At 62.4% G+C, this 23,328-nt stretch carries 24 protein-coding genes and 1 pseudogene; 8 read left to right on the top strand and 17 right to left on the bottom strand.

Annotated elements, in window-relative coordinates; translation table 11 throughout:
• Window positions 1-564: 564 nt before the first annotated feature.
• From ASD95_RS09015 to ASD95_RS08985, 7 genes are all read right to left on the bottom strand, one after another.
• Entirely contained in the window at window positions 565-1,425 is an 861-nt protein-coding gene (locus tag ASD95_RS09015) for a CAP domain-containing protein (RefSeq protein WP_056727323.1), read from the bottom strand.
• Window positions 1,426-1,695: 270 nt separating this feature from the next.
• Entirely contained in the window at window positions 1,696-2,070 is a 375-nt protein-coding gene (locus ASD95_RS09010; RefSeq protein WP_056727322.1) for a RidA family protein, read from the bottom strand.
• Window positions 2,071-2,099: 29 nt separating this feature from the next.
• Entirely contained in the window at window positions 2,100-2,822 is a 723-nt protein-coding gene (locus tag ASD95_RS09005) for a DUF3726 domain-containing protein (protein ID WP_056727320.1), read from the bottom strand.
• A 1-nt stretch (window position 2,823) separates the two neighbouring features.
• Window positions 2,824-4,539, bottom strand: coding sequence for a hypothetical protein (locus ASD95_RS09000; protein WP_056727318.1), 1,716 nt, complete (start codon window positions 4,537-4,539; stop codon window positions 2,824-2,826).
• Window positions 4,540-4,562: 23 nt separating this feature from the next.
• Window positions 4,563-6,116, bottom strand: coding sequence for a BCCT family transporter (locus ASD95_RS08995; RefSeq protein ID WP_056727317.1), 1,554 nt, complete (start codon window positions 6,114-6,116; stop codon window positions 4,563-4,565).
• Between the two features lie 106 nt (window positions 6,117-6,222).
• Entirely contained in the window at window positions 6,223-7,209 is a 987-nt protein-coding gene (locus ASD95_RS08990; RefSeq protein WP_056727315.1) for a dipeptidase, read from the bottom strand.
• A 13-nt stretch (window positions 7,210-7,222) separates the two neighbouring features.
• Window positions 7,223-8,665 carry an aldehyde dehydrogenase family protein gene (locus tag ASD95_RS08985; RefSeq protein WP_056727313.1) on the bottom strand — a complete coding sequence of 481 codons (1,443 nt, stop codon included), beginning with the start codon at window positions 8,663-8,665 and terminating at the stop codon, window positions 7,223-7,225.
• A gap of 91 nt (window positions 8,666-8,756) precedes the next feature.
• Here ASD95_RS08985 and ASD95_RS08980 point away from each other — a divergent pair, with 91 nt between their 5' ends.
• Window positions 8,757-9,644: a LysR family transcriptional regulator gene (locus ASD95_RS08980; RefSeq protein WP_056727311.1), complete on the top strand. Its 888-nt coding sequence runs from the start codon at window positions 8,757-8,759 to the stop codon at window positions 9,642-9,644.
• A 138-nt stretch (window positions 9,645-9,782) separates the two neighbouring features.
• On the opposite strand, the gene ASD95_RS08975 is transcribed toward ASD95_RS08980, so the two are convergent.
• Window positions 9,783-10,571, bottom strand: coding sequence for an alpha/beta hydrolase (locus ASD95_RS08975; protein WP_056727309.1), 789 nt, complete (start codon window positions 10,569-10,571; stop codon window positions 9,783-9,785).
• A 129-nt stretch (window positions 10,572-10,700) separates the two neighbouring features.
• Between ASD95_RS08975 and ASD95_RS08970 the strand changes: the two genes are divergently transcribed.
• On the top strand, window positions 10,701-11,645 hold the full coding sequence (locus tag ASD95_RS08970; RefSeq protein WP_177336493.1) for an aldo/keto reductase: 945 nt from the start codon (window positions 10,701-10,703) through the stop codon (window positions 11,643-11,645).
• A gap of 123 nt (window positions 11,646-11,768) precedes the next feature.
• Complete coding sequence (locus tag ASD95_RS08965) at window positions 11,769-12,422, top strand: peroxiredoxin (RefSeq protein ID WP_056727305.1); 654 nt, start codon at window positions 11,769-11,771, stop codon at window positions 12,420-12,422.
• Between the two features lie 140 nt (window positions 12,423-12,562).
• On the opposite strand, the gene yghX is transcribed toward ASD95_RS08965, so the two are convergent.
• The 6 genes from yghX to ASD95_RS08935 all read right to left on the bottom strand — a co-directional run bounded on the left by yghX (window position 12,563) and on the right by ASD95_RS08935 (window position 19,687).
• Window positions 12,563-13,450, bottom strand: coding sequence for a YghX family hydrolase (yghX, locus tag ASD95_RS08960; protein ID WP_056727303.1), 888 nt, complete (start codon window positions 13,448-13,450; stop codon window positions 12,563-12,565).
• A gap of 163 nt (window positions 13,451-13,613) precedes the next feature.
• A complete protein-coding gene (locus ASD95_RS08955; RefSeq protein ID WP_056727301.1) occupies window positions 13,614-14,015 on the bottom strand; it encodes a heme-binding protein in 402 nt (133 codons plus the stop codon).
• Between the two features lie 19 nt (window positions 14,016-14,034).
• Window positions 14,035-15,252 carry a glycolate oxidase subunit GlcF gene (glcF, locus tag ASD95_RS08950; RefSeq protein WP_056727299.1) on the bottom strand — a complete coding sequence of 406 codons (1,218 nt, stop codon included), beginning with the start codon at window positions 15,250-15,252 and terminating at the stop codon, window positions 14,035-14,037.
• Window positions 15,253-15,255: 3 nt separating this feature from the next.
• The gene (gene glcE, locus ASD95_RS08945) at window positions 15,256-16,320 is read right to left on the bottom strand and encodes a glycolate oxidase subunit GlcE (protein WP_056727296.1); all 1,065 of its coding nucleotides are present in this window, start codon (window positions 16,318-16,320) and stop codon (window positions 15,256-15,258) included.
• Entirely contained in the window at window positions 16,320-17,819 is a 1,500-nt protein-coding gene (gene glcD / locus ASD95_RS08940; protein ID WP_056727293.1) for a glycolate oxidase subunit GlcD, read from the bottom strand. The genes glcE and glcD overlap by 1 nt, the downstream gene beginning before the upstream one ends.
• Window positions 17,820-17,923: 104 nt before the next feature.
• Window positions 17,924-19,687 carry an L-lactate permease gene (locus tag ASD95_RS08935; RefSeq protein WP_056727289.1) on the bottom strand — a complete coding sequence of 588 codons (1,764 nt, stop codon included), beginning with the start codon at window positions 19,685-19,687 and terminating at the stop codon, window positions 17,924-17,926.
• A gap of 180 nt (window positions 19,688-19,867) precedes the next feature.
• Here ASD95_RS08935 and ASD95_RS08930 point away from each other — a divergent pair, with 180 nt between their 5' ends.
• A complete protein-coding gene (locus tag ASD95_RS08930; RefSeq protein WP_056727288.1) occupies window positions 19,868-20,104 on the top strand; it encodes a hypothetical protein in 237 nt (78 codons plus the stop codon).
• A gap of 37 nt (window positions 20,105-20,141) precedes the next feature.
• Here ASD95_RS08930 and ASD95_RS08925 read toward each other — a convergent pair whose 3' ends face one another.
• On the bottom strand, window positions 20,142-20,402 hold the full coding sequence (locus ASD95_RS08925; RefSeq protein ID WP_056727286.1) for a hypothetical protein: 261 nt from the start codon (window positions 20,400-20,402) through the stop codon (window positions 20,142-20,144).
• The gene (locus ASD95_RS29110) at window positions 20,399-20,680 is read right to left on the bottom strand and encodes a hypothetical protein (RefSeq protein WP_156385855.1); all 282 of its coding nucleotides are present in this window, start codon (window positions 20,678-20,680) and stop codon (window positions 20,399-20,401) included. The genes ASD95_RS08925 and ASD95_RS29110 overlap by 4 nt, the downstream gene beginning before the upstream one ends.
• Before the next feature lie 44 nt (window positions 20,681-20,724).
• On the opposite strand from ASD95_RS29110, the gene ASD95_RS08920 reads away from it, so the two are divergent.
• Together ASD95_RS08920 and ASD95_RS08915 are read left to right on the top strand one after the other, a co-directional pair.
• Window positions 20,725-21,789, top strand: coding sequence for a hypothetical protein (locus tag ASD95_RS08920; protein WP_056727285.1), 1,065 nt, complete (start codon window positions 20,725-20,727; stop codon window positions 21,787-21,789).
• Window positions 21,790-21,806: 17 nt separating this feature from the next.
• Window positions 21,807-22,160, top strand: a complete 354-nt coding sequence (locus ASD95_RS08915; RefSeq protein ID WP_056727283.1) for a DUF1428 domain-containing protein — start codon at window positions 21,807-21,809, stop codon at window positions 22,158-22,160.
• A 14-nt stretch (window positions 22,161-22,174) separates the two neighbouring features.
• Here the strand turns inward: ASD95_RS08915 and ASD95_RS08910 are convergent, their stop codons facing one another.
• Window positions 22,175-22,369 (bottom strand): hypothetical protein, encoded by a 195-nt coding sequence (locus ASD95_RS08910; protein ID WP_056727280.1) that lies wholly within the window; start codon window positions 22,367-22,369, stop codon window positions 22,175-22,177.
• A gap of 122 nt (window positions 22,370-22,491) precedes the next feature.
• Here ASD95_RS08910 and thpR point away from each other — a divergent pair, with 122 nt between their 5' ends.
• Both thpR and ASD95_RS08900 read left to right on the top strand, forming a co-directional pair.
• A complete protein-coding gene (thpR, locus tag ASD95_RS08905; protein ID WP_056727277.1) occupies window positions 22,492-23,034 on the top strand; it encodes an RNA 2',3'-cyclic phosphodiesterase in 543 nt (180 codons plus the stop codon).
• A pseudogene (locus ASD95_RS08900) lies at window positions 23,031-23,328 on the top strand (aldo/keto reductase); the annotation flags it as partial. The gene thpR and the pseudogene ASD95_RS08900, both read left to right, overlap by 4 nt.

Here is a 23,328-nt window from a genome sequence, read left to right as displayed (position 1 = left end):
AGTGTCAGGCAACATCAATGTTGACTGATTTGACGCTATCGCGAGCAAGCTCGCTCCCACAGGGTTAGCGGGTGTACGCAAAATTTGCGAGCAGTCGAAATCAATGTTGAATGTGCTGGCCACATCGCGAGCAAGCTGGCTCACACAAAGGCAGCTGCCCTGGCGAAATTCATCTATTACAGTCATCTGCGCACTGATAGTATTTTTCCGTCCTGCCATGTTTTCTGCTGGTCGAAATCGGTCTAAAAGCCCGGTTGGAAAACGCTCCTGTTTTGCTATCCTCAAACCTGTAGGTGAAGACGCAGACTGATGCGCAAAAGGATAGCAAGGAGACGTGGGGCGCGTTCCGAAGGGTACACGGTTAGAAAGATCCCCGCGCTGGGATCCAGCCCTTGTGCCGTGTGAAGCAGAAGAGTTCCATTACAGTTTCACGACTCTTTTGTGGGAGGCCTGATAAACCTTGTAAGCCGGAGACCAGCACCGGCCACCTACTTGTTACATCCACCCACAAAGCCCGCTCAGTGCGGGCTTTTTAATGCCCGCGAGGTGGGTCCGGCCGGCGGCTCAAGGCGCGCCAAACAGCATCGTCCAGTAGACACCGTTGTCGCTGCGGGCGTTGGCGGCGTAGGCGGCACCGACCTGGGTGAACATCGGGTTCATCAGGTTGGCGCAGTGCCCGGGGCTGGCGAGCCAGCCGGCCATGGCCTTGCTGGGTGAGCCTTGCCCGGCGGCGATGTTTTCACCGATCTGCCGGCCACGGTAGCCGGCGGCCTTGGCACGGTCATAGGGCATGTCTCCGTCGGGGGCCTGGTGGGCGAAATAGTTGCCGTAGGCCATATCCTTGCTGTGGTTTTGTGCTGCGGAACCCAAGGCGGCACTCCAGGACAGCGGCCGCGCGGCGCCAAACCGCTGGCGACCGCACATGCGCGGCCTGGCCCGGGCGGCGTTGACCTGCGCCAGCAACGCCTGTGCGGCGCTGCGTGGGTCGCCGGTTTTCCCATCGAGCACCGGCCGTGCCAGCACCACTTGCCATTCACTCCCGGCGCGGCTGACGCCGATGTCGGCGTATTGGTTGTCGAGCAGTGCGGCGCAGTGCTCGTCCTGGAACAGATCGAAGGCTTCTTCGGCATCCCGTGCACCCACCACGCGAATCGACCGCACCATGGTGGCCTGATAGCCGGAAGCCTTTAACCGGTCCCGCAGCCCACCGCCATAGCCAACAGGCAGGGCCAGGTTCGACTTGAGCGTCAGGGGTGATAAGCGTTGCGTCGGCCGCCGGTCGCAGCGTTGCGGATGGGCGCGATAGTCGTTGATGGCGTCTACCAGTTGCCGTTGCCCATCGGCATGGGCGGGGCTTGCATAAACGGGGAGCAGGGAAAACAGGCACAGCGAAGAAAAGCGCAAGGCAACGGCGGTTTGGCGCATGGACGGACAACTCGGATGAGATGACGACGATAGGAGAGGAAAAACGCTCGGGTATGACCGGGGTCTGGAGACAAGGTTCACGGCGCGAGCGAACCTGTTTGTAGCCGGAACCGAATGTCCGACGAAGGGTAGGACTTTTGTGGGAGCGGGCTTGCTCGCGAAGATGGCCTTTCAGGCAACAGAGATGTTGACTGATCTACCGCCATCGCGAGCAACCTCGCTCCCACAGGTTTTGTGTACATCAGTGACCCGCAAGCGGACCTGAATCGATCAATCCATGCAGGCGTACACCACCAGCTCCACGAGCATTTCTTCCCGGGCCAGGCCCGCCACGACCATGGCGGCGCGGTTAGGGTAGGGCGCCTGGAAGTACTCGGTGTAGAGCGCATTCACGGTTGCCAGGTAGCTGCGGTCAGTGACGTAGATCAGTACCTGGGTGACCGCGTCCAGCGAGCTGCCGGCGGCTTGCAGGGTATGGCGCAGGTTGTCCAGGGTCTGCCGGGTTTGTGCTTCGATGCCGCCGCTCACCACCTGGCCCTGGCGGTCGATGGGGATTTGCGCGGTGTACAGCGTGCCGTTGCCGACAACAGCCCATTCCAATGGCGCGCGCGAGGCAAAGAGGTCGGTCTTGATCGCCTGTTTCATTGATGATTCCTGATACGGGTTTGAGGGGCTTACCGGGCGTCGCTGCCTTCACCGGCTCCACGGCGACGGGATTCTTCGGTGCTTTCCACCAGCACCCGTTCACCCAGCTTTTTCAACTGGGCCCAGACTTCATCATTGACCTGCAGCCCGCCCGCGGCTGCCGGCTGACTGAATTCAAGCGTCGGGGCCGCGTCTTCGGCACTCAGGCGTGGCAGCAGCGCGAAGTGTCTGGAAATCAGCACGTTGATGCTTTGCTCGTCGCCCTGCGCCGGTTGCGGCAGGTCATATACCCGCAAGGCCGGGTGGGTGTTCCCGGCGCTGAAGGTGGCCACCAGCTCCTGCCGGGCATCGCGCCAGTACACACAAAAATTCAGGCCTTCTCCGGCACAGCGCGCCAGGTAGCCCAGCAGCAGGATGCGGTTGTGGCAATGGCGGACGCGGATCAGCGCACTGCCGCGGCGCAAGGCCTTGCTCACCCCCAGTTCGATTGCCTGGGCGGCGCAGCGCAATACGCTCTGGCCATGGGCGTCGAGGGTCAGTTGCGTGGCGTCTTCGTAGCAGGTTTCGATGGGGCGATCGACTTCATCGTGAAGGAAGTCCAACGCTTTTTGCAGCGCGCCGATACCGTCGAGGCCTTGCTGTTGCAGCCTGGCAATCATTTCGGCGGCGTCGTCGCAATCACCGGGTGCAAAGCCGATGCCTTCGAAGGCCTTGCGGCAGATCACCTGGATTTCATTGAGCGATACACGCATTTCAGAGTGCTCCGGCAGCGTTGGTCAGTTCAGGCATGACGGCAAAATTCCAGTCGTCGGGGAACGGCTGGCCGATCTCGCTGACCAGCGGTGCCCCCTGAAACAAGGTGATGCGCACCCAGCGGCTGGACTTGGGGTCGAACTTGCCGGCGCCGAAGAACGCCAGCTTGCAGCGCAGCAAGTGGATCGGCAGCATGCCGCGGTCCATCAGGTTGGCGCGGATTTCCCCGAAGGCGCAGCGGGCCATGCCTTGCAGGCGGCAGACCGTGCCTTTGAACTGCGGTAGCGCCAGCAGAAAGTGCGCGGTCAATTGCCGTGGGTGTTGCTCGCGGTAGGCCAGCAGGGCGCGATGACAACGTTGAATGTTGTGCGCGATCCCCAACTGCATTTCCTTCTCGGCGCCTGGCTCCATGGCCCGCTCGCCCAGGCGTGGTTCTTCCTTTTCCGCCGAGCGATACCAGAAAAAGTGGTTGGCCTCGGCGTCGCTCAAGTCGTAGTCGAGCGCCCAGCGGTACTTGGTCTCGATGAGATCGCACAGCTCATCCAGTGGCATCTCGGCGTTCAGGCGAAACCCCTCGTTGACCGACATCTGCTCGGCCAGCGGATCGACCTGTTCGGGGTACAACTCCAGCAGCAGGCTGACCAGCAGTTCCTGGCAACCGGTGCCGACGTTCACCTCGGCCCAGGCTTGCAGGCGTGACCACAACCCCGCGTTGACCGACTGGCCCGCGAACCACTCGGCCAATTGCTCGAGATCGGCCAGCGTCTGCTGGTCGATGCCGCTTTGCCGTTGGTCCTCGGTGCTGGTTTGCTGCAAGTGCCGGCGGGCCCGTAGCAGCAACGCCTGAAAGCGCTGGGCATGAGGCAAGTCAGCCGCTTGCGCCACAACCTGCGCCAGTGCGGTTTCCCTGGCCCACAGCCATTGGTTGACCAGTTGCGGGTGATTGATCAGGAACGGCGCCATGCCCAGCCCCGTGGAATTGCCGACCCCAAGGTAACGCTGCAGGGCAGGGTCCAGGCCCACCGCCCGCTGTGGATTGCGCGCCCGGGCCATGTGTTCGATCTGCTCGATGCTGAAATGCCGCAACAGATACACGGTGAACATCTGGGCGCTGAAGGGTTGTGTGAAGTCCGCAGTGCCTTGCAGGCAACTGAAGTCGGCGATGCCGAACTTGCCGTTGCCGTACACCGCGGTGGTGCGATACAGGTAGCCGACCTCGGCCAGTTGCCGCGGGTCTGGCTGACAACCTTCGGCCAGCGCTTCGAGGAAGCGTTCGAAGTTGCGCAGGCTGCGGTTGGCCCGCGACAGCACCAGCACTCGCGAATCAAAACGCCCGGCTTCCTGCAACGGCACATTGCGTCGCAGGTCAGCCAGTTGCTGCTCATCGACATCGCCGGCGAGCAGGACAAAACTGACATCCCACTGATCGGCGATGACCCGGTCGCTGCGCTTCTCCGGCGGCAGGTACGTGGAGAAAATCACGCAGTGATAGTGGGCACTGGCGGTGTCGATGCGGTAGATCGCCGTACCGAAGCCCTCGGCATCCAGGTCGAAGCAGGTGCGCTGGATGCGCCACTGCTCGTTCATCATCCGCCGCATGCTGCTGCGCACGAAACTCAAGCGGCTTTGAAAGTGGCTGCCCAGTCGCTCCAGGTCCATGACCCGGGCGGTGGGCCGCAAGGCCGAAGAGGTGTCTGTGTCGGTGTGCGACATCATTGCGATTCCTGAACTGTTCATCGTCAGACTGCCTGTTCGCGAGCCATCTGCCGGGCGATGCGCAGAGCATCCCAGAGCGACGGCAGGATCAGCAGTGAAACCGGTACGGCAGTAATTACGATAAAGGATTGCAGCGCCGTGACCCCGCCAGAACCAATGGTGATCAACACCACCGCGGCCAGGCCCATGCCGATGGCCCAGAAGGCACGCAACCATGGCTTTGGCTTGTCATTGCTGGACATCGCCATCGCCACGGTGAACGCCATCGCATCGCCGTTGGTGGCCACGGAAATGAAGCTCAGGAACAGGAACAGCGCCGAGATCAGTCCACCCAGGGGCAGGTTCTGGGTCACGCCCAGCAGCAGATCTTCGGGCTGCGCGCCGTGGGCGGTGACGATGCCTGGCGTCTGCAATTCCATGCCGATGCCGGCGCCACCGACGATGGTGAACCAGAACATGGTGACCAGCGGTGCGATGATCGACAGGGTCATGATCACTTCACGGATGGTCCGGCCACGGGAAATCTTCGCCACATACAGGGCGACCATCGGCGCGTAGCCAATGAACCAGCCCCAGTAGAACACCGTCCACCAGTCCAGCCATTTCGGATCGGCGCGGAACAGGGTCATCGGAATGAACTGCTCCAGGTGCAAGGCGAACGCGGTGGGAAAGCCGCCGAGAATGAAAGCGGTGGGCCCCAGCAGCACCATGAACACCGCCAGGCCGATCATCAGCCAGACGTTGATCCCGCTGACGAAGCGGATGCCTTCGAGGCCGACCAGGCAGGAAATGGTGTACATCACCGTGACCAGCACGATGGTGATGGACTGCACCATCAGGTCATTGGGAATGCCCCAGACCGAATGCAACGCACTGCTGATTTGCAGGCCGAGGAAACCGATCGGGCCGATGGTCCCGGCGACGACGGCGATGATCGAGGTGGCGTCCGCCAGCGTGCCGATCGGGCCCTTGAGCGCACGCTCACCGAACAACGGATAGAGCAGGGTACGCGGTGCCAGTGGCAAGCCTTTGTCGTAGTGCAAATGCATCAGCACGATGGCCAGCAGGCTGCCCAGCACTGCCCAGGCCAGAAAGCCCCAATGCACGAACGATTGCGCGAGCGCAGCGTGTGCGGCGGCTTCGGTGTGAGGCTGCACCCCGGCGAACAACGGTGGCGGGCTGGCGAAGTGCATCATCGGTTCCGCTGCCGCCCAGAACGCACCGCCACCGGCGAGCAGGGCGCACATGATCACGGCGATCCAATTGAAGGTGCTGGTATCGGGACGCTGGTCGACGCCGCCCAGGCGTACCCGCCCGCATTTGCTGAAGCAGATGAACAGGCTCATGGCGAAGGTCGCCAGCATCAGGATCTGCCAGTACAAGCCAAAGAACTTCGTCGACCAGGCGAACAGCGTATTCACCAACAGCGATACGCCATCGATGTTGATCAGTGCCGCGATCAGGAAGGCGCCGAGGAAGCCGCCACTGATTAAAAACAGCGGCCAGTCGATGTCTTTTTTCGGCGGTGCGAGGTCCAGTGGCTGGACGTCGGCTTGCAGGGAGTCGGATGTTTTCATGATGCCTCCAAAATACGCGCCTGGGGCTGTGCATCGCCGGTCGGGGAGATGAACGGGAGGCTATTGTTGTTATTTTTCATGCTGTCCTCACGGTGTCGATCAAGAGTCAGTCTTGCGCCGTCGTAGCGTTTTCCAGCAGGCGCAACCAGTTGAGTCCCATGATGTTGCGTACCTCGTCCTCGGCGAAGCCACGGTCGCGCAGGCCCTGGGCGATGACCGGGAAATCCCGGCTGTCGCGGAACCATTGCAGCGGTGCCGGCCAGTTGGCGTTGTCCTTTGATCCTTCGCCGTAATCCTTGTCTTTGCTCCAGCGCCCGTTGCGCATCCATTCGAGCACTTGCAGGGGTTGTTGCTGGCACAGGTCGGTGCCGATGCCGATGTGTTCGACGCCCATCAGCTCCGCCGTGCTGGCGACCATGTCGCAGAACGATTCCAGGGTGCAGCCCGACGCGCCCTTGAGGTGAAACGGGTAAGTACTGAAACCCAGCAGACCGCCGGACTCGGCGATGCCGCGCAACACCGCGTTGGACTTGTTGCGTTTGGCCGCGTGGAAACTCGACGGGTTGGCGTGGGAGACGATCACCGGCCGGCTCGACAACTCGATGGCTTCCAGGGTGCTGCGCTCGGCGCTGTGGGACATGTCGATCAGCATGCCGACGCGGTTCATCTCGCGGATCACCTGGCGGCCGAAACGGCTGATGCCATTGTCTTCGGTCTCGTAGCAACCGCTGGCCAGCAGGCTCTGGTTGTTGTAGGTGAGCTGCATGATCAGTACGCCGAGCTGGCGGAAAACCTCCACCAGGCTGATGTCGTCTTCGATCGGCGAGCAGTTCTGGAATCCGAAGAAAATCCCGACGCGGCCTTCCTGGTGTGCCAGGCGAATGTCCGAAGCCTCGCGCACCGGACGAATCAGCTCGGGCCAGGTTTCGAAGCGCCGGTTCCATTCGCCGATGCGCGACAGGGTTTCCCTGGCGTTCTCGTGGTAGGCGATGGTGGCGTGCACCGCGCTCAGGCCACCGGCCTGCATCTGGCGAAAGATCTCTTCGTTCCAGTGGGAATATTGCAGGCCGTCGATCATCAATAAATCGTGCATGGTGATCTCCTGTTCAAGGACGCACGTAGGTGGTCTTGACCACGGTGTAGAACTCGCGGGCGTACTGCCCTTGCTCGCGCGGCCCGAAGCTGGAGGCTTTGCGGCCGCCGAACGGCACGTGGTAATCGGTGCCGGCGGTGGGCAGGTTGACCATGACGCAACCGGTGCGGGCACGGCGCTTGAAGTCGCTGGCATAACGCAGCGACTGGGTGATGATCCCGGCGGTGAGGCCGTATTCGGTATCGTTCAACACGGCGAGGGCTTCTTCGTAATCGCCGACCCGGATCACACAGGCAATCGGCCCGAAAACCTCTTCGCGATTGATGCGCATGCTGTTGTGGGTGTTGGTGAACAGGGCGGGGCGCATGTAGTGCCCGGCCGGTTGCAGGTTCAGCAGTTCGCCGCCCTCGACCAGGGTTGCGCCTTCGTCTTCGGCCAGTTGCAGGTAATGAAGGTTCTGCTCCAGTTGCCGGGCTTCAGCCACCGGGCCGATCTGCACCCCTTGTCCGAGCGCATGACCGACCTTCAGTTGACGCATGCGTGCCACCAGCGCCTCGACGAAGCGGTCATGGATGCCGTCGCAGACGATCAATCGCGAAGAGGCCGTACACTTTTGCCCGGTACCGAAGAAGGCGCCGTTCAACGCGCATTCCACGGCGATTTCGAGGTCGGCGTCATCGAGCACCACCAAGGCGTTCTTGCTGCCCATTTCCAGTTGGCAACGCACCAGATTGCCGGCGGTGGCGACCGCGACGCGGCGACCGGTCTGCAGGGAACCGGTGAAGGTCAACGCATCGATGTCGGCGGACTGGATCAGGCTTTCGCCAACCACCGCGCCGCTGCCCATGACCAGGTTGAAGGTGCCGGCGGGCAAGGCCTGGCGGCTGATGATTTCAGTCAGGGCCCAGGCACTGGCCGGTACCAGGTTTGCCGGTTTGAACACCACGGCGTTGCCGAAGGCCAGGGCCGGGGCGATCTTCCACGCGGCGGTGGCCATGGGGAAATTCCACGGCGTGATGATGCCGATCACGCCGACCGGTTCACGCTGGACTTCGATCTCGATGCCGGGACGTACCGAGGCGGCTGTCTCACCCATCTGACGCAGCACTTCAGCCGCGTAGTAGTGGAAGAACTGCGCGGAGCGATTGACTTCGCCGACGCCCTCGGCCAGCGGCTTGCCTTCTTCCCGGGAGAGCAGTTCGCCGAGTTCTTCCTTACGCGCCATCAACTCGTTGCCGATGGCCATCAATACTTGCTGGCGCTGCTCCAGGCCACTGGCGGCCCATTGCGGCTGGGCATCGCGGGCGGCGGCGATGGCATCCAGCGTCTGCTCGGCGCTGGCCTGGTGGTAATGGCCAATGAGGTCTTGAACATCCGAAGGGCTGTGGTTGGCGATAACGCCCTGGCCTTCGCACCAGTTGCCGCCGATGTAGTTTTTGTAGGGTTGCAGTGCCATGGGAACCTCCGATTGCGTTGGCCCCATCTTGAGAGTATTAGTCTGCAAATAAAAATTAATAATAAATATGAAATGATAAGGAAAACTTACCGTGCTTCCCGAGCTGAAGATTACCCAACTGCGCTATTTCGTCCTGGTTGCCCAGTTGAAAAGCTTCCATGGCGCGGCAAGGCAGGCCTATCGCACGCAACCGGCGCTGTCCCTGGCTGTGCGCGAACTGGAGCTGAAACTCGGCCAGCCATTATTCGAAAAGGGCGGCAAAACCGAACTGACGCCATTCGGCGAGCACTGTTTGCCGCTGTTCCAGGATTTACTGGCGCATCACGACCGCATCGCCCGGGAAGTCAGTTTGCTGGCGCGGCATGAAATCGGTCAGGTGAGCATCGCTACGGTGCCGTCGGTGGCCAGTCGGTTGTTGCCGCATCTGCTCGCGCGGTTTGTCAGCGAGCACCCGAAAATGCAGATCAGCATGCAGGACGGCAATGCCGACAGCGTGCAGCAGTTGTTGGTCCAGGGGCAGGTGGATTTTGCGATCAGTAGCGTGTGGGCGGCCGACGAAAACATTGAGTTCGTGCCGATCCTGAGTGATCGGGTGGGTGTGGTCTGCCGCCACGATCATCCGTTGGTGGCCCAGGGTGAGGCACTGCATTGGTCGAGCCTGCAAGCCTATCCGTTAGTGCGCAATGGCACCTCGCGCTTGCTCGCGGGCACGGAAGCGGCGGGGTTGCTGGACAGCAGTCTGCTGTTCGTCTCCAACATGATTTCGCTGATTGCGATGCTTGAAGAGGGCATTGGCATCACCACGTTGCCGTCCCTGGCGTTCCCGCAGGGCAATGAGAAACTGACGTTCCTGCCGCTTTCAGAACCGCGGCTGGAACGCCAGATCGGCATTCTGTGCCGCAAGGGGCACAGCCTGTCGCCAGCGGCAGCCGAGTTGATGGGCTTTCTCAAAGCGAACATGCAGATGATCGATCTGTAAGGTCAGTGTTCGTGTGGGGGCTCCGGGGGGGCGCTCGGACGCAACTGCGGGTAATCGTGCGCGGCGACTTAAGGGCTTGTCTGTGGCGAGGGAGCAAGCTCCCTCGCCACAGGTCACAGGTATGTTCTACCTTGCTTGCTACAACCCATCCCCCAGCGCCTTTAAGTATTCAGGGCTTTCGCCGATCGAGTTATGCCCCGTCCCCGGTATCACCCGCAATGACGCCACGCCTTTGGTGAAGTGCGTGTACAAACGTTCGGTGCTCGGGCGCGGAATCACCTCGTCATGCTCGGCCGCGATCAACAGTGTCGGCACCGTGATGCGGGCGGCGTACTGCCAGGACGGGTATTTGTCCTTCAACAACCAGCGCACCGGAAACCAGCGAAACTGCCGGGCGGCGAGCCCTTCGAGGCTGTTGTAGGGCGTGATCAGCACCAGTCGCGCGGCCGGGCGTTCGCTGGCCAGGCGCACGGCCACCCCGGAACCCAGGCTGCGGCCGACCACCGCCACATGCGGATGGCTGGCATGTACCTGGTCGAACAAAGTGATGGCGTCGCGGGCAATGGCCTCTTCGGAAGGCGAGCCGGAACTGCCGCCATAACCACGGTAATGCAGCAGGTACAGGGCGTAGTCAGGGAACGCTTGAGAGAACCCGGGCAGGTTGTGCGAGACGTCTTCGGCATTGCCGCCAAAATAAATCAGTGCGTTGGGACCTTCGTGCGGTCGGATGGAAACCAGCACCTGCGCGTCAGCGACCGGCAGGGTGAGCAGCATCCCGGCGGTCCCGACGGCGCGTGGTTGCGGGTAGTAGATTAGCGCCCGCTGGAACACGAACAGCGCCACGCACAGCGCCAGGTACAACGCAGCGACGATGACGACGAGTAACAACAAGGTGCGTGACATTCGACTAACGTTAGTGGGCGGCATTGACTGCTCGGGGTTTGAAAGTGGCTGGCGCCGCAAGGCTTTCTGAGTGTAGTCAATCGACCCTTGGCGCGGGTTATCCGGGTTGTCGGCGCAACAACCCGGACCCCGGCGACTGGTGAGAAACGTTTTATGAGCCATCCTGAGGGTTACACCCGTAGAGAAGTACTCACGCTGGCTGCCGGTGCTTCGGCGGTCTTCACCTTCGGTCAGGCGGGGGCACAACCCGCGCCGTCGACGGGAACAGGAGGCAAGACCATGCAGACCCGCGTCATTCCTTCCAGCAACGAGTCCTTGCCGATCGTAGGCTTGGGCACTTACCGCGGATTCGATGTCGAGCCTTCGCAACCGGCCTACAAGGACTTGCCCGCAGTGCTGGATGCCTTGTTCGACAAGGGTGGCAAGCTAATCGACAGCTCGCCGATGTACGGTCGCGCCGAACAGACCATAGGCGAGTTGCTGTCGATCCATGAGCCGCGCTCGCCGGCCTTCCTGGCCACCAAGGTGTGGACCCGGGGCCGCGAAGAAGGCATCGCGCAGATGGAACAATCCTTCGCCCTGTTGCAGACCGACCGGATCGACCTGATGCAGATCCACAACCTGCTGGACTGGCAGACGCACCTGCCGACCCTGCGCCACTGGAAGGAAGCAGGGCGTATCCGCTACATCGGCATCACCCATTACACGGCATCGGCCTATGAAGAAGTGGAAGCGGTACTCAAGGCCGAGCCAGTGGATTTCTTGCAGATCAACTACGCCCTGGATGATCGCGGCGTCGAGAAACGCCTGCTGCCGTTGTGCCGCGAGCGGGGCGTGGCGGTGATTTGCAACCGGCCGTTTGGCGGTGGCGGCTTGCTGGCCAAACTGAAAGATAAGCCGCTGCCAGGCTGGGCGGCGCAGGTCGGGGTCAAGAGCTGGCCGCAACTGGCGCTGAAGTTCCTGCTGTCACATTCGGCGGTGACCTGCGTGATTCCCGGCACCGGCAACCCGCGCTACATGGCGGAAAATGCCCGGGCCGGTTTCGGCCCGATGCTGACCGATGCCCAGCGTCAGCAATTGATTGCGCTGGTGGGCTAGCGACGTGTTCAACCCGTCGCGGCGAGTCGTCGAACCTCTCCTATACTGATTCGCGTCCATGCCGTGGGAAGTGCATTCGCTGCCCTGACGGCGTCCCTGTCCATCACTGCAAGGAGATCGAACATGGCTATCCGCATTGGCGACGAAGCACCGGATTTCACCGCCGACACCACTGAAGGCACCCTCAATTTTCACCAATGGATCGGCGATGGCTGGGCCATCCTGTTTTCCCATCCCAAGGATTTCACCCCGGTGTGCACCACCGAACTGGGTTACCTGGCCAAACTCAAGCCGGAATTCGACAAGCGCAACACCAAGGTCCTGGGCCTCAGCGTCGACCCGGTCAGTGACCATAACCGCTGGGTCGGCGACATCGCCGAGACCCAGGGCACGGCGGTCAACTATCCGCTGATCGGCGACGAAAACCTGGTGGTGGCCAAGCTCTACGACATGATTCACCCTAATGCCAGCGGCGGCGCGCGCACGGCGGTGGACAACGCCACGGTGCGTTCGGTGTTCATCGTCGGCCCGGACAAGAAGGTCAAGGCCATGCTGATCTACCCGATGAGCGCCGGGCGCAATTTCGATGAAGTGCTGCGTCTGCTCGATTCCCTGCAACTCAATGCCAAGCACACCGTTGCCACGCCGGTTAACTGGCGGCCGGGTGAAGACGTGATCATCCCGACTTCAGTGTCTGACGAAGACGCGAAGAAGAAATACCCGGATGGCTTCAAGACCCTGAAGCCGTATCTGCGGACCGTGGCTCAGCCGAAGTAGTCGCCATTAGTGATGCCGCCATCGCGAGCAAGCTCGCTCCCACAGGTTCCTGAGTCGTTCACAGACAGGTGCTTCGACTCGGACCCTGTGGGAGCGAGCTTGCTCGCGATGAGGCCAGCCCTGCCGGCCTCAACCTCTGGTCAAACCAGATACTTGCGAAACCAACCCAACGTCCGCTCCCACGCGAGCTTCGCCGCCGCCTCGTCATAACGCGGTGTCGAATCATTGTGAAAGCCATGGTTGCAGCCAGGGTAGATATAGGCCTCATAGGTCTTGCCCCCGGCCTTCAACGCTGTCTCATAGGCGGGCCAGCCTTCGTTGATCCGCGTATCCAGTTCGCCATAGTGCAACATCACCGGGGCCTTGATCCGGGGCACTTCCTCGGCCGTTGGCTGACGGCCATAAAACGACACGGCGGCCCCCAGTTCCGGATAGGCCACGGCGGCGGCGTTGGTCACGCCACCGCCGTAGCAGAACCCGGTGATGCCGACTTTGCCAGTGGCGGCAGGGTGTTTCATCATCCACTCGACGGCGGCGAAAAAGTCGTTCATGAGCTTTTCCGGGTCAACCTTGGCCTGCAGCTCGCGGCCCTTGTCGTCATTGCCGGGATAACCGCCGACCGAACTCAGGCCATCCGGGGCCAGGGCGATGAACCCGGCTTTGGCCACACGCCGGGCCACGTCTTCGATGTAGGGGTTGAGCCCACGGTTTTCGTGCACGACCACCACCGCCGGCACCTTGCCGGTGGCCTTGGCCGGACGCACCAGATAAGCGCGAACCTGGCCGTGGCCCTTGGGCGAGGGGTAGGTGATGTATTCGGCAATGATGTCCGGATCGGTGAACTCGACTTGCTCGGCCAGCGCATAGTTTGGGCTTAGCGCGGCGAGCAGGGCACCAGCGGTCAAACCGCCGAAGGTAAACAGCGCCGCACGGTCGAGGAACTCCCGGCGGTTGATCTTGCCGTGGGCGTAGTAGTCGTAGAGTTCCAGCAGTTCAGGGGCGAAATCTTTGGCAGTTAGACGGGTCATGGCTGCAACTCCTCTCGGCTGGTTTAACACGGACTCTGTGGGACGGACCTTGTGGGAGCGAGCTTGCTCGCGATGGCGGAGTGTCATTCAACATCGATGTCGACTGGTCTGCCGCTATCGCGAGCAAGCTCGCTCCCACAGGGGGAATGGTGATGCCGACATCTTATTTCAGGCACTGCGCCCCGGCCTTGGCCACCTGCGCATCCTGCCCGGGCTTGACGCCCGACACCCCGATGGCACCAATCACCTGGCCATCGAAAACAATCGGCACGCCACCCTCAAGTGAAGTCAGCAAGGGGGCTGAAAGGAAAGCGTAGCGCCCGGCGTTGACCATGTCCTCATAGCTTTTCGATTCGCGCCGCCCGAGGGCTGAAGTGCGGGCCTTTTCGGTGGCGATGTAGGCACTGCCGGGGGCGCAGCCGTCGAGGCGTTCGAGGGCCAGCGGGTGGCCGCCGTCATCGACCACCACTATGGTCACGGCCCATTGATTGGCCTGTGCTTCGGCGCGGGCGGCTTTGATGATCTGGCCGACTTCGGCCTGGCTCAGGACGGCTTTGCTGTTCATGGGCATCTCCAGGGTTCGGTTAAGGCAGGGCGGCTTCGACCAGTTCGATCCAGTGTCGCACCGGGGTTCGGCCCGCGCCGTCGAGGTGCGACTGGCAGCCGATGTTGGCCGTGACAATGACCTCGGGATGGCCGCTTTCCAGGGCGTTGAGCTTGTTGTCGCGCAGTTGTCGCGAGAGTTCGGGCTGGGTCAGCGAATAGGTGCCCGCCGAACCGCAGCACAGGTGGCCGTCGGGGACGGAGGTCAGGTTGAAACCGAGTCCGGTCAGCAGCGCTTCCACGGCACCGCCGAGTTTCTGCCCGTGCTGCAAGGTGCAGGGGCAATGGAAAGCCAGGCGTTGCGAGGCGTGGATGCCAAGTTTTTCCAGCGGTTCGTCGCGCAACACCTCCACCAGGTCCCGGGCCAGCGCGCTGACCTTTTTCGCCTTGTCGGCATAGGCCGGGTCGCTGGCGAGCAGGTGGCCGTAATCCTTGATGAAGGCACCGCAACCGCTGGCCGTCTGCACAATCGCCTCGGCACCTTTTTCGATGCCCGGCCACCACGCGTCGATGTTGCGCCGGGCACGGTCGAGGCCGATGGCCTGGGCGTCCAGGTGGTAGTCCACGGCGCCGCAGCAACCGGCTTCGCGGCTCGCGATGACGCTGATCCCCAACCGGTCCAGCACCCGCGCCGCCGCGGCGTTGGTGTTGGGTGACAGGCTGGGCTGCACGCAACCTTCGAGCATCAGCACCTGACGCTCACGCACGGTCACGGGGCGCTGTTTGGCCGGCGATGCATTGCGCGGCAATTTGCTTTGCAGGGTGCCGGGCAGCAGCGCGCGGAACACCTGGCCGCCATTGACCAGACTCTTGAACAGCTCTGGATGCGGCACAGTCTGGCGCAACCCCTCGCGCAACAGGCGCTGACCCAGCGGGCGCGGCACCGCCGCATCGACCACCGCCCGGCCGATGTCCAGCAGGTTGTGGTAATCGACGCCCGACGGGCAGGTGGTTTCGCAGTTGCGGCACGACAGGCAGCGGTCCAGGTGCTGTTGGGTCTTTTGCGTGACGTCGTTGCCTTCCAGCACCTGCTTGATCAGGTAGATACGGCCCCGTGGTCCGTCCAGTTCATCGCCGAGCAATTGATAGGTCGGGCACGTGGCATTGCAAAACCCGCAGTGCACGCAGGTGCGCAGGATGCTTTCGGCTTCTGCGGCGCGGGGCAGATGGCTGGCGCGTTCACTCAAGGTCGTCTGCATGGTTCATAGCTCCGCGTACAGGCGTCCGGGGTTGAAGATGCCCAGTGGATCGAGTTGTTGTTTGAGGTTGCAGTGATAACGCATCAGCGCCGGTGGCAGCGTATGGAAGGGGCTGTCGGACAGGCCGTGGCTGAAGCAGGTGGCATGGCCGCCGACCTCGTTGACGACCTGGCGGATGTACGCGGCATCGGCATCGGATTTCAGCCAGCGCTGGGCACCGCCCCAGTCGATCAACTGGCGCCCCGGCAGCGACAAAAGCGGCGTGTTGTGTGGCAACGACAGGCGCCACAGCGGTTGGTCTTGATCGAAGAAACTCAAGCGCTGTTCATTGAGATCGTCCCACCAGCAAGCCTCCAGACGTTCGCCACCGAGGCGCTCATGGGCCGCCGCCACCGATCCCTCGCCGCCCTCCAGTCGCAGGTGCAGGCGCGAACCGTCGTGACAGGCCGCACTGATCGGCAACGGCTGCTGGCCCCATTCCGCCAGGCGCAGCAAGGCCCGTTCGGCGTCCATTTCCAGGCTGATGCTTAAGGCTTGCCGGGGTTTGGGCAGCACTTTGAGGGAAACTTCGGTGATCAGCCCGAGGCTGCCGTAACTACCGGCCATCAGGCGCGACAGGTCGTAGCCGGCGACGTTTTTCATCACCTCGCCACCGAAGCGCAACAGCTTGCCGTGGCCGGTGATGACCCGCGTGCCGAGCACGAAATCCCGCACCGAACCGGACCACGGGCGCCTTGGCCCGGACAGCCCGCAGGCGATCATGCCGCCGACGGTGGCGCCGTCGCCGAAGGACGGTGGCTCGCAGGGCAGCATCTGTTGCGCGGCGTCCAGCACCTGCGCCAGCTGCGACAACGGTGTGCCGCAACGGGCGGTGATCACCAGTTCAGTCGGGTCGTAACTGACGATGCCCCGGTGCGAACGGGTGTCGAGAATTTCCCCGGCCGTGGTGCGCCCGAGAAAGGCTTTGCTGTTGGAGCCCTGGATGCGCAACGGCGTGGCGTTTTCCAGCGCCTGATTGACCTGTTCCAGCAGTGACTGGCTGTCATCGAAATCTTCAGGGCCGCGCATCAGAAACGCTCCAGCTCGGGGAAGGGCAACTGACCGCCGTGTATGTGCATGGCACCGAATTCGGCGCAGCGGTGCAGGGTCGGAATGTTCTTGCCGGGGTTGAGCAGGCCACCGGGGTCGAAGGCGGTCTTGACGGCATGGAACAGGGTCAGCTCATCGCTGTTGAACTGCGCGCACATCTGGTTGATCTTCTCGCGGCCCACGCCGTGTTCACCGGTGATGCTGCCGCCGACTTTCACGCACAACTCCAGGATCTTGCCGCCCAGGGCTTCGGCGCGATCAAGTTCACCGGGTTGATTGGCATCGAACAGGATCAGCGGATGCATGTTGCCGTCGCCGGCATGGAACACGTTGGCCACCCGCAGACCGTATTCCTTCGAGAGCTCGGCGATGGCGTGCAGCACGCCGGGCAGTTCGCGACGGGGGATGGTGCCGTCCATGCAGTAGTAGTCCGGCGAGAGGCGGCCCACCGCCGGGAAGGCATTCTTGCGCCCGGCCCAGAAACGCACGCGCTCGGCTTCGTCCCTGGCCTGGCGCACCTCGATGGCGCCGGCCTGTTGCAGCACCTGGCGCACCCGCTCGCAGTCATCCGAGACATCGGCTTCAACGCCGTCGAGTTCGCACAGCAGAATGGCCTGGGCATCCACCGGATAACCGGCGTGGATGAAGTCCTCGGCGGCGCGGATGGCCAGGTTGTCCATCATTTCCAGGCCGCCGGGGATGATGCCGGCGGCAATGATGTCACCGACGGCGCGCCCGGCTTTTTCCACGGAGTCGAACGCCGCCAGCAGCACTTTGGCGGTCTGGGGCTTGGGCAGCAGCTTGACCGTGACCTCGGTGATCACCCCGAGCAGGCCTTCGGACCCGGTGAACAGCGCCAGCAGGTCGAAACCGGGGGCGTCGAGGGCGTTGGAGCCCAGGCTCAGGTGCTCGCCATCGACGGTGAGGATGTCGACCTTGAGCACGTTGTGCACGGTCAGGCCGTACTTCAGGCAGTGCACGCCACCGGCATTTTCCGCGACGTTGCCGCCGATGGAGCAGGCGATTTGCGAGGACGGGTCCGGCGCGTAATACAGGCCGAAGGGTGCCGCCGCCTGGGAGATCGCCAGATTGCGTACGCCGGGCTGTACCCGCGCAGTGCGGGCGGCGGGATCGATGTGCAGGATGTTGTTGAAGCGCGCCATCACCAGCAGCACGCCTTTCTCCAGGGGCAGCGCACCGCCGGACAACCCGGTGCCGGCGCCACGGGCCACGACGGAGACGTGCAGTTCATGGCAAACCCGCAGCACCCCCTGGACTTCCTCGATGTGCCGGGGCAGCACCACCAGCATCGGCGTGGTGCGATAGGCCGACAGGCCGTCGCATTCGTAGGGCTTGAGTTCCTCGCGCTGATGCAGGACTTGCAGATTCGGCAAGCGGGTTTGCAGGGCCTGCAACAGCGCCTGTTTGTCGACATCGGGCAGGGCGCCGTCAACGCGTTCATCGTAGAGAATGTTCATGGGTTCACGATTCTCGCAGGAGGCCACTGACCTTCATCATTGGCCTGATACAGCCGACTGTCCATTGGGATGTTTGTCTGCACGACGTACCATGTGGGGTCGATTCAGTGCCCGCCCACCACCATGTGGCTGAACGGCGCGACGTAGGCCTGCAGCGTCACCAGGCCACCGACCAGGATCGCCAGCACAATCGAGTGGAAGAACACGTAGCGCAGGATTTCCCCTTCATGGCCGTACCAGCGGGTGGCGGTGGAGGCGACCACGATCGACTGGGCGTCGACCATCTTGCCCATGACCCCGCCGGAACTGTTGGCGGCGGCCATTAACACCGGGCTGATGCCCAGTTGCTCGGACGTCACCCGTTGCAAACCGCCGAACAGCACGTTGGACGCCGTGTCCGAGCCGGTCAGCGCCACGCCGAGCCAGCCGAGCAGGGTGCCGAACATCGGGTAGAAAATGCCCGTCGCGGCGAAAGCCAGGCCCATGGTCGCATCCAGGCCCGAGTAGCGCGTGAGGAAGCCCAGCGCGAGCATTGCCGCGATGGTGATCAGCGAATAACGCACCACCCACAGGGTGCGCAGGTACTGGTGAATCAGTTGCGGGATCGAGTACCCCATCAGCAAACCGCCGACAATCGCCGCCAGCAGAATGCCGCTGCCGGTGGCGGTGAACCAGGTGAACTTGTATACCGCTTCTTCGGTTTTCGGCGCGGCCACCACGGGCGGGACTTTCTCGACCTGCAAGTGCAGGGTGGTGAAGGTCACGACCGGCGCAAACAGCGGATTCGCCTCGCGCATCGGCTTGCCCTGTGGATCGAGCTTGGCGGCACTGGTTTGCGGGTCGATGGCGGGGCGGGTGTCGAAGGTGTTCTTGAAGCCCTGGGTGCCCCAGATGAACACGAAGACCGTCAGGATCAGCCACGGCATCCACGCCCGCATCACTGCCGGTTTTGCCTCATTGGCAAAGGTTGCAGTGGGTACGGGCTTTTCGTCGTGCTCGGCGTCGATTTTCGAGTTGTCGACCCGGCCGGTCAGGGCGGCGGACGTGTGTACGGTGGCCGGTTTCCACACCTTGAGGAAACCGGTCAGGCAGGCCATGGAAATCAGTGCGGCGATCACGTCCACCAGCATCGGCCCGTGATAGTTGGACACCAGGAACTGCGGTACGGCAAAACTGACCCCGGCCACCAGGATCGCCGGCCAGATTTCGAGCATCTTGCGCCAGCCGGCAAAGGCCCAGATCAGCCAGAACGGCACCAGCACCGAGAAGAACGGCAACTGCCGGCCGACCATCATCGACAGTTCCATTTCATCGAGCCCGGTGACCTTGGCCAGGGTGATGATCGGCGTGCCGAGGGCGCCGAAGGCCACGGGGGCGGTGTTGGCGATCAGTGCCAGCCCTGAAGCGGCAAGTGGCGAAAACCCCAGCCCGATCAGGATCGCCCCGGTCACCGCCACCGGCGTGCCGAATCCGGCCGCGCCTTCGAAAAACGCCCCGAAGCAGAAGGCGATCAGCAGCAATTGCAGGCGCCGGTCATCGGTGATGCGCGCCAGGGAGTCTTGCAACACCTTGAACGAACCGTTCTCGGTGGTCAGGCGGTGCAGGAAGATGATGTTCAACACGATCCAGCCAATGGGCAGCAGGCCGTTGGCCGCACCGAACAACGCCGCCGAACCGGCCATGCCCGCTGGCATGCCGAAGGCGAAGATCGCGATCAGCAAGGCCGAGGCCAGGGCGAGCAATGCCGCCAGGTGCGCCTTGACATGGAAAAACGCCAGGGACGCCAGCATCACCACCACCGGCACCGCCGCCATGAGCGTTGAAAGCACCGGGTTACCGAACGGATCGTAGACTTGCTGCCAGACCATGTTCCACCTCTGCTTTTTATTGTTGGACGTGCAGATCCCCTGGGGGGGAGGTGGTCTTCAGTATAGGTGGCATTGCGCCGCTGTCAGGGCAGGCCTCCGGTCCTGCCAATCGGCGCATTCCGGAGGGCTGAGCTAGCATGGCCAGTAGGGTTTGAATTCAGCCAGGGGAGCAATGCAGTCATGACCGAGCGCCATATGGAGCACAAGGAAACGCTATCGAACGGATGCAACATCAAAGTCACGGCCGAGATATTGAAAGACGGTTCGTTGGGCATGTTCATCGGTATCTATCGGCCGGACGGTACGGCCATCGATGAAAACCACGACCCACGGCCGCATATGCTGGACATGGAAGCGGCGATGGATTGGGGGATCGATATTGCCAAGGGGATCGGCAATAGCCAGCGAACATTGTGAGCGGTGCCGTCTGTGCCCGGGCGACCGGCGGTCGCTGTCAGAACCCGAACGAACGTGCCGAGCTTTTTGCCAGTTCGACTTCCAGCAGATGCTCGACCAGCAGGTCATTCAAAAACCGGAACTGATCATTGAGCCCGACCACTTCGTTGCTGAAGTGATGATCGGCTGCCGGGATCAGCAACGCCTCGAAATTTTTGTCGAACATCAGAGTCAACTCTTTACATGACTCGAATTCCTGCGCGTAGAAATTGTTGCCGAACACCGGGAAACGTACGGCGAGGGTGACAGTGTTAATCATGATGTTTGTTCCTCGCTCAGGACGTACCAGGCAAACACACTCAATGTGAACGCCGTCAGGGCCAGGCAGGTCAGCAGATGGATCAGCATGAGGTTCCCCTCCGGTTCGGGGCTTCGTGTTGGCTTGGGATCGATCCTACGCTGACGGCGTACAAGCGGAAGGCAATCGCGGCGATGGTGAATATCGACGCCAGTGATGGTGGTTTTTGTGCTGATGATGCGGCCCCCTTCGCGGCCAAGCACATGCCGCCACCTATACTCAAAACAGAGGTTGTCCAATCACCGAACCTCCGGTTCGATGACAACTGTAGGAAGCCGCCATCGTGAACTTGCGTTCGCTGATCATTACCGTGCTGGTGGTGTTGGCAGGCTGCGCCACACCGCCGCGTGCGCCGGTGGAAACGGCACCGGTCATCGTTTCAGCGAGCACCTGGCAACAAGTGGACCGGGAGATCGTCGCCGCGTCGCAGTCGGCCACCGAGCAAACCCGAATCTACTCCCGCGGTGCCATGGATTACTGGCGTACCCGGGTCTATGAATTGACCGAACAGAATTTCATTCCATGGTTCAGCAGTTACTGGACCCAGGAATGGCTATCGATGAAGGTCAGCTGGTACACCCTCAGCGCCAAGGGCGAGCAGGACGCATCGGAAAAACGTCTGGCGGCCTACCTGCTCGAAGCCTATCAAGAGAAGGTTCTGGCCCCGGTGGCGCTGGAAGTCGATCCCGATTCGATTCTGGGCCTGTCAGTGGCGTTCTACGTCGACATCCTCAAGGAAGAGCTGCAGAAGATCTCTACCCGCCACGGCGTGCCGATAGCCCAGCTCAACGGGCGTATCCAGAAAATCCCGGCCATCGCACTCGGCCCACCCCCGGCGCGGAACGCCTCGTTGTACCAGATCGTGCACACCGATCCGCTGAACACCTTGCCGGCCTACGCCGCGCTGATCGACAAAATCCACAAGGCCGGCGGCGACAGGGGCGTGGGTTCGACCGACACCGCGATGGCGCCGGTGGCCAGGCGCGCCAGCCGGCGGATGGAAGCCGAGATGGCCCCGCGTGGGGCTGCCAGCGCCGTGGCCGCGGCCGCCGGAAAACTCGCCGGTGGCTTGATCACTGTAGGGGTGGCGGGCATTCGCGCACTGATTCAGGCCAACGACCGGCCCGACAGTGAGGCGCTGATCCGCAGCAGCCTGGGCAATACCTTCGACAAGGCCTGGCTCAAGCTGGTGCAGAACCCGACGACCGGCGTCATGGCCGGCACGCTGTACATGGCAGGGCAGATCGAAGGCAGCCTGGCGGACCGCACTGCGCCGCCGGTCGGTTTGAGCGCCGGGACTGTCGATTTGACGCCATCGCAACCGACTACCCAGCAGAACACCCCATGACCCAAGGAGAAATGCTCATGTCTTATGTCGATGGTTTTATCGCTGCCGTACCCACCGCCAACCGCGGGCAATACCTCAAGCACGCCGAAATCGCCGCCTCGATCTTCAAGGAAAACGGTGCCTTGAGTGTGGTCGAATGCTGGGGCGAGGATGTCCCGGAAGGCAAGGTCACCTCGTTTCCCATGTCGGTGAAGCTCAAGGACGGTGAAACCGTGGCCTTCGGCTGGATCATCTGGCCGGACAAGGCCACTCGCAATGCCGGAATGGACAGGATGATGCAGGATCCGCGCATGAAGCCGGACGTCAATCCGATGCCCTTCGATGGCCAGCGCATGGTCTACGGCGGGTTCGAAGTACTCCTCCAGGCCTGACGCCGCACTCGGGATCACTCCGGCGTCGGGGTGATCCTGCAACTCTTGCGCTGGCGGATCTCGTCGTCCGTCGGCCGCTCGCGGATGAACTCGAAGCGCGGCTCGCCTTCGCTGTAATGCACCAGCCAGCCCCATTCCAGCTTGAGTTCATCCTGGCCGGGCTCGGGCGGTCTGGCCCACCATGGTTCCTTGCTGATGATCTGTCGCATGGCCCCCTCCGGTTTTTCGGGATGCTGAAACTATAACTCGCATGCTCGGCGACGCCACATATGCGCTGGCCGGCATTCGAGAGTTGAGTACACTCAGGCAGTCTTCCCAGGAGGTGCCCGGCATGAACGACGAATCCCGCGAGCCGTTCAAGCGTCTGTTCTTTGCGTTGAACTGCGCCCCGGCCCAGCGCCGGGAGATAGCGCAATGGCGCAGTGCATTGCAACTGCGCAACGGACGGTCGGTGCCGGCGGAAAACTTTCACCTGACGCTGAAGTTTCTGGGGGCGGTGGGCGTGGCGCAGATTGCCGAAGTCTGTACCGCGGCGACGGCGATCCGTACACCGGGCGAGCGCTTGACGGTGGTGCTGGACCGGCTGGACGTGTGGCGCAGGGCAGGCGCGCTGGTGCTCGCGCCACAGCAGGCGCCCCCGGCATTGCTACGCCTGGTGTATGCCCTGGAACAGGCGATGTTGCCGTTCGGCCTGGAGCAGGCCCCAAGGGAATACCGTCCGCACCTGACCCTGGCGCGGGACTATCGGGCGCCGGTACCGGAGTCCGCAACGACGCCGGAGTTTTTCCTGCGTGCCGACCGGTTCACCCTGTTCGAATCCCACAAGGGCCGTTATCGGGCGCTGGCCGAATGGCCTTTGATTGACCCCCAATAAAAAGCCCGGATGATTTCGCGGCCGACGATTATCGTCGTTTCAGCCCGCGCTTCCAGGGCGAAAACGTCGCGAAAAACCTGCTGCTGGTGCAACAGGTACAAGCGCTGGCGGCAGAAAAAGGCGTGACGGCGGGCCAACTGGCGCTGGTGTGGGTGTTGGCCCAGGGTGACTGCCTGATTCCGATTCCGGGCACCAAGCAACGTAAATACCTGGAAGAAAACGTGGCCGCACTGGAGGTGACGCTGAGTGGCGAAGAACTGCACGCGCTGGAAGCGATCTTTGCGGCCAATGCCA

The sequence above is a fragment of the Pseudomonas sp. Root71 genome (genome assembly GCF_001429045.1).
Taxonomy (GTDB): Bacteria; Pseudomonadota; Gammaproteobacteria; order Pseudomonadales; family Pseudomonadaceae; genus Aquipseudomonas; species Aquipseudomonas monachiensis.
This window is presented reverse-complemented; position numbering and strand designations above follow the sequence as displayed.

Bases quoted from the DNA above. Each gene is read 5' to 3' on its own strand.
- ASD95_RS09015 (WP_056727323.1), bottom strand. From the start codon at position 1,425: ATGCGCCAAACCGCCGTTGCCTTGCGCTTTTCTTCGCTGTGCCTGTTT.
- ASD95_RS09010 (WP_056727322.1), bottom strand. From the start codon at position 2,070: ATGAAACAGGCGATCAAGACCGACCTCTTTGCCTCGCGCGCGCCATTG.
- ASD95_RS09005 (WP_056727320.1), bottom strand. From the start codon at position 2,822: ATGCGTGTATCGCTCAATGAAATCCAGGTGATCTGCCGCAAGGCCTTC.
- ASD95_RS09000 (WP_056727318.1), bottom strand. From the start codon at position 4,539: ATGATGTCGCACACCGACACAGACACCTCTTCGGCCTTGCGGCCCACC.
- ASD95_RS08995 (WP_056727317.1), bottom strand. From the start codon at position 6,116: ATGAAAACATCCGACTCCCTGCAAGCCGACGTCCAGCCACTGGACCTC.
- ASD95_RS08990 (WP_056727315.1), bottom strand. From the start codon at position 7,209: ATGCACGATTTATTGATGATCGACGGCCTGCAATATTCCCACTGGAAC.
- ASD95_RS08985 (WP_056727313.1), bottom strand. From the start codon at position 8,665: ATGGCACTGCAACCCTACAAAAACTACATCGGCGGCAACTGGTGCGAA.
- ASD95_RS08975 (WP_056727309.1), bottom strand. From the start codon at position 10,571: ATGCCGCCCACTAACGTTAGTCGAATGTCACGCACCTTGTTGTTACTC.
- ASD95_RS08970 (WP_177336493.1), top strand. From the start codon at position 10,701: ATGAGCCATCCTGAGGGTTACACCCGTAGAGAAGTACTCACGCTGGCT.
- ASD95_RS08965 (WP_056727305.1), top strand. From the start codon at position 11,769: ATGGCTATCCGCATTGGCGACGAAGCACCGGATTTCACCGCCGACACC.
- yghX (WP_056727303.1), bottom strand. From the start codon at position 13,450: ATGACCCGTCTAACTGCCAAAGATTTCGCCCCTGAACTGCTGGAACTC.
- ASD95_RS08955 (WP_056727301.1), bottom strand. From the start codon at position 14,015: ATGAACAGCAAAGCCGTCCTGAGCCAGGCCGAAGTCGGCCAGATCATC.
- glcF (WP_056727299.1), bottom strand. From the start codon at position 15,252: ATGCAGACGACCTTGAGTGAACGCGCCAGCCATCTGCCCCGCGCCGCA.
- glcE (WP_056727296.1), bottom strand. From the start codon at position 16,320: ATGCGCGGCCCTGAAGATTTCGATGACAGCCAGTCACTGCTGGAACAG.
- glcD (WP_056727293.1), bottom strand. From the start codon at position 17,819: ATGAACATTCTCTACGATGAACGCGTTGACGGCGCCCTGCCCGATGTC.
- ASD95_RS08935 (WP_056727289.1), bottom strand. From the start codon at position 19,687: ATGGTCTGGCAGCAAGTCTACGATCCGTTCGGTAACCCGGTGCTTTCA.
- ASD95_RS08930 (WP_056727288.1), top strand. From the start codon at position 19,868: ATGACCGAGCGCCATATGGAGCACAAGGAAACGCTATCGAACGGATGC.
- ASD95_RS08925 (WP_056727286.1), bottom strand. From the start codon at position 20,402: ATGATTAACACTGTCACCCTCGCCGTACGTTTCCCGGTGTTCGGCAAC.
- ASD95_RS08915 (WP_056727283.1), top strand. From the start codon at position 21,807: ATGTCTTATGTCGATGGTTTTATCGCTGCCGTACCCACCGCCAACCGC.
- ASD95_RS08910 (WP_056727280.1), bottom strand. From the start codon at position 22,369: ATGCGACAGATCATCAGCAAGGAACCATGGTGGGCCAGACCGCCCGAG.
- thpR (WP_056727277.1), top strand. From the start codon at position 22,492: ATGAACGACGAATCCCGCGAGCCGTTCAAGCGTCTGTTCTTTGCGTTG.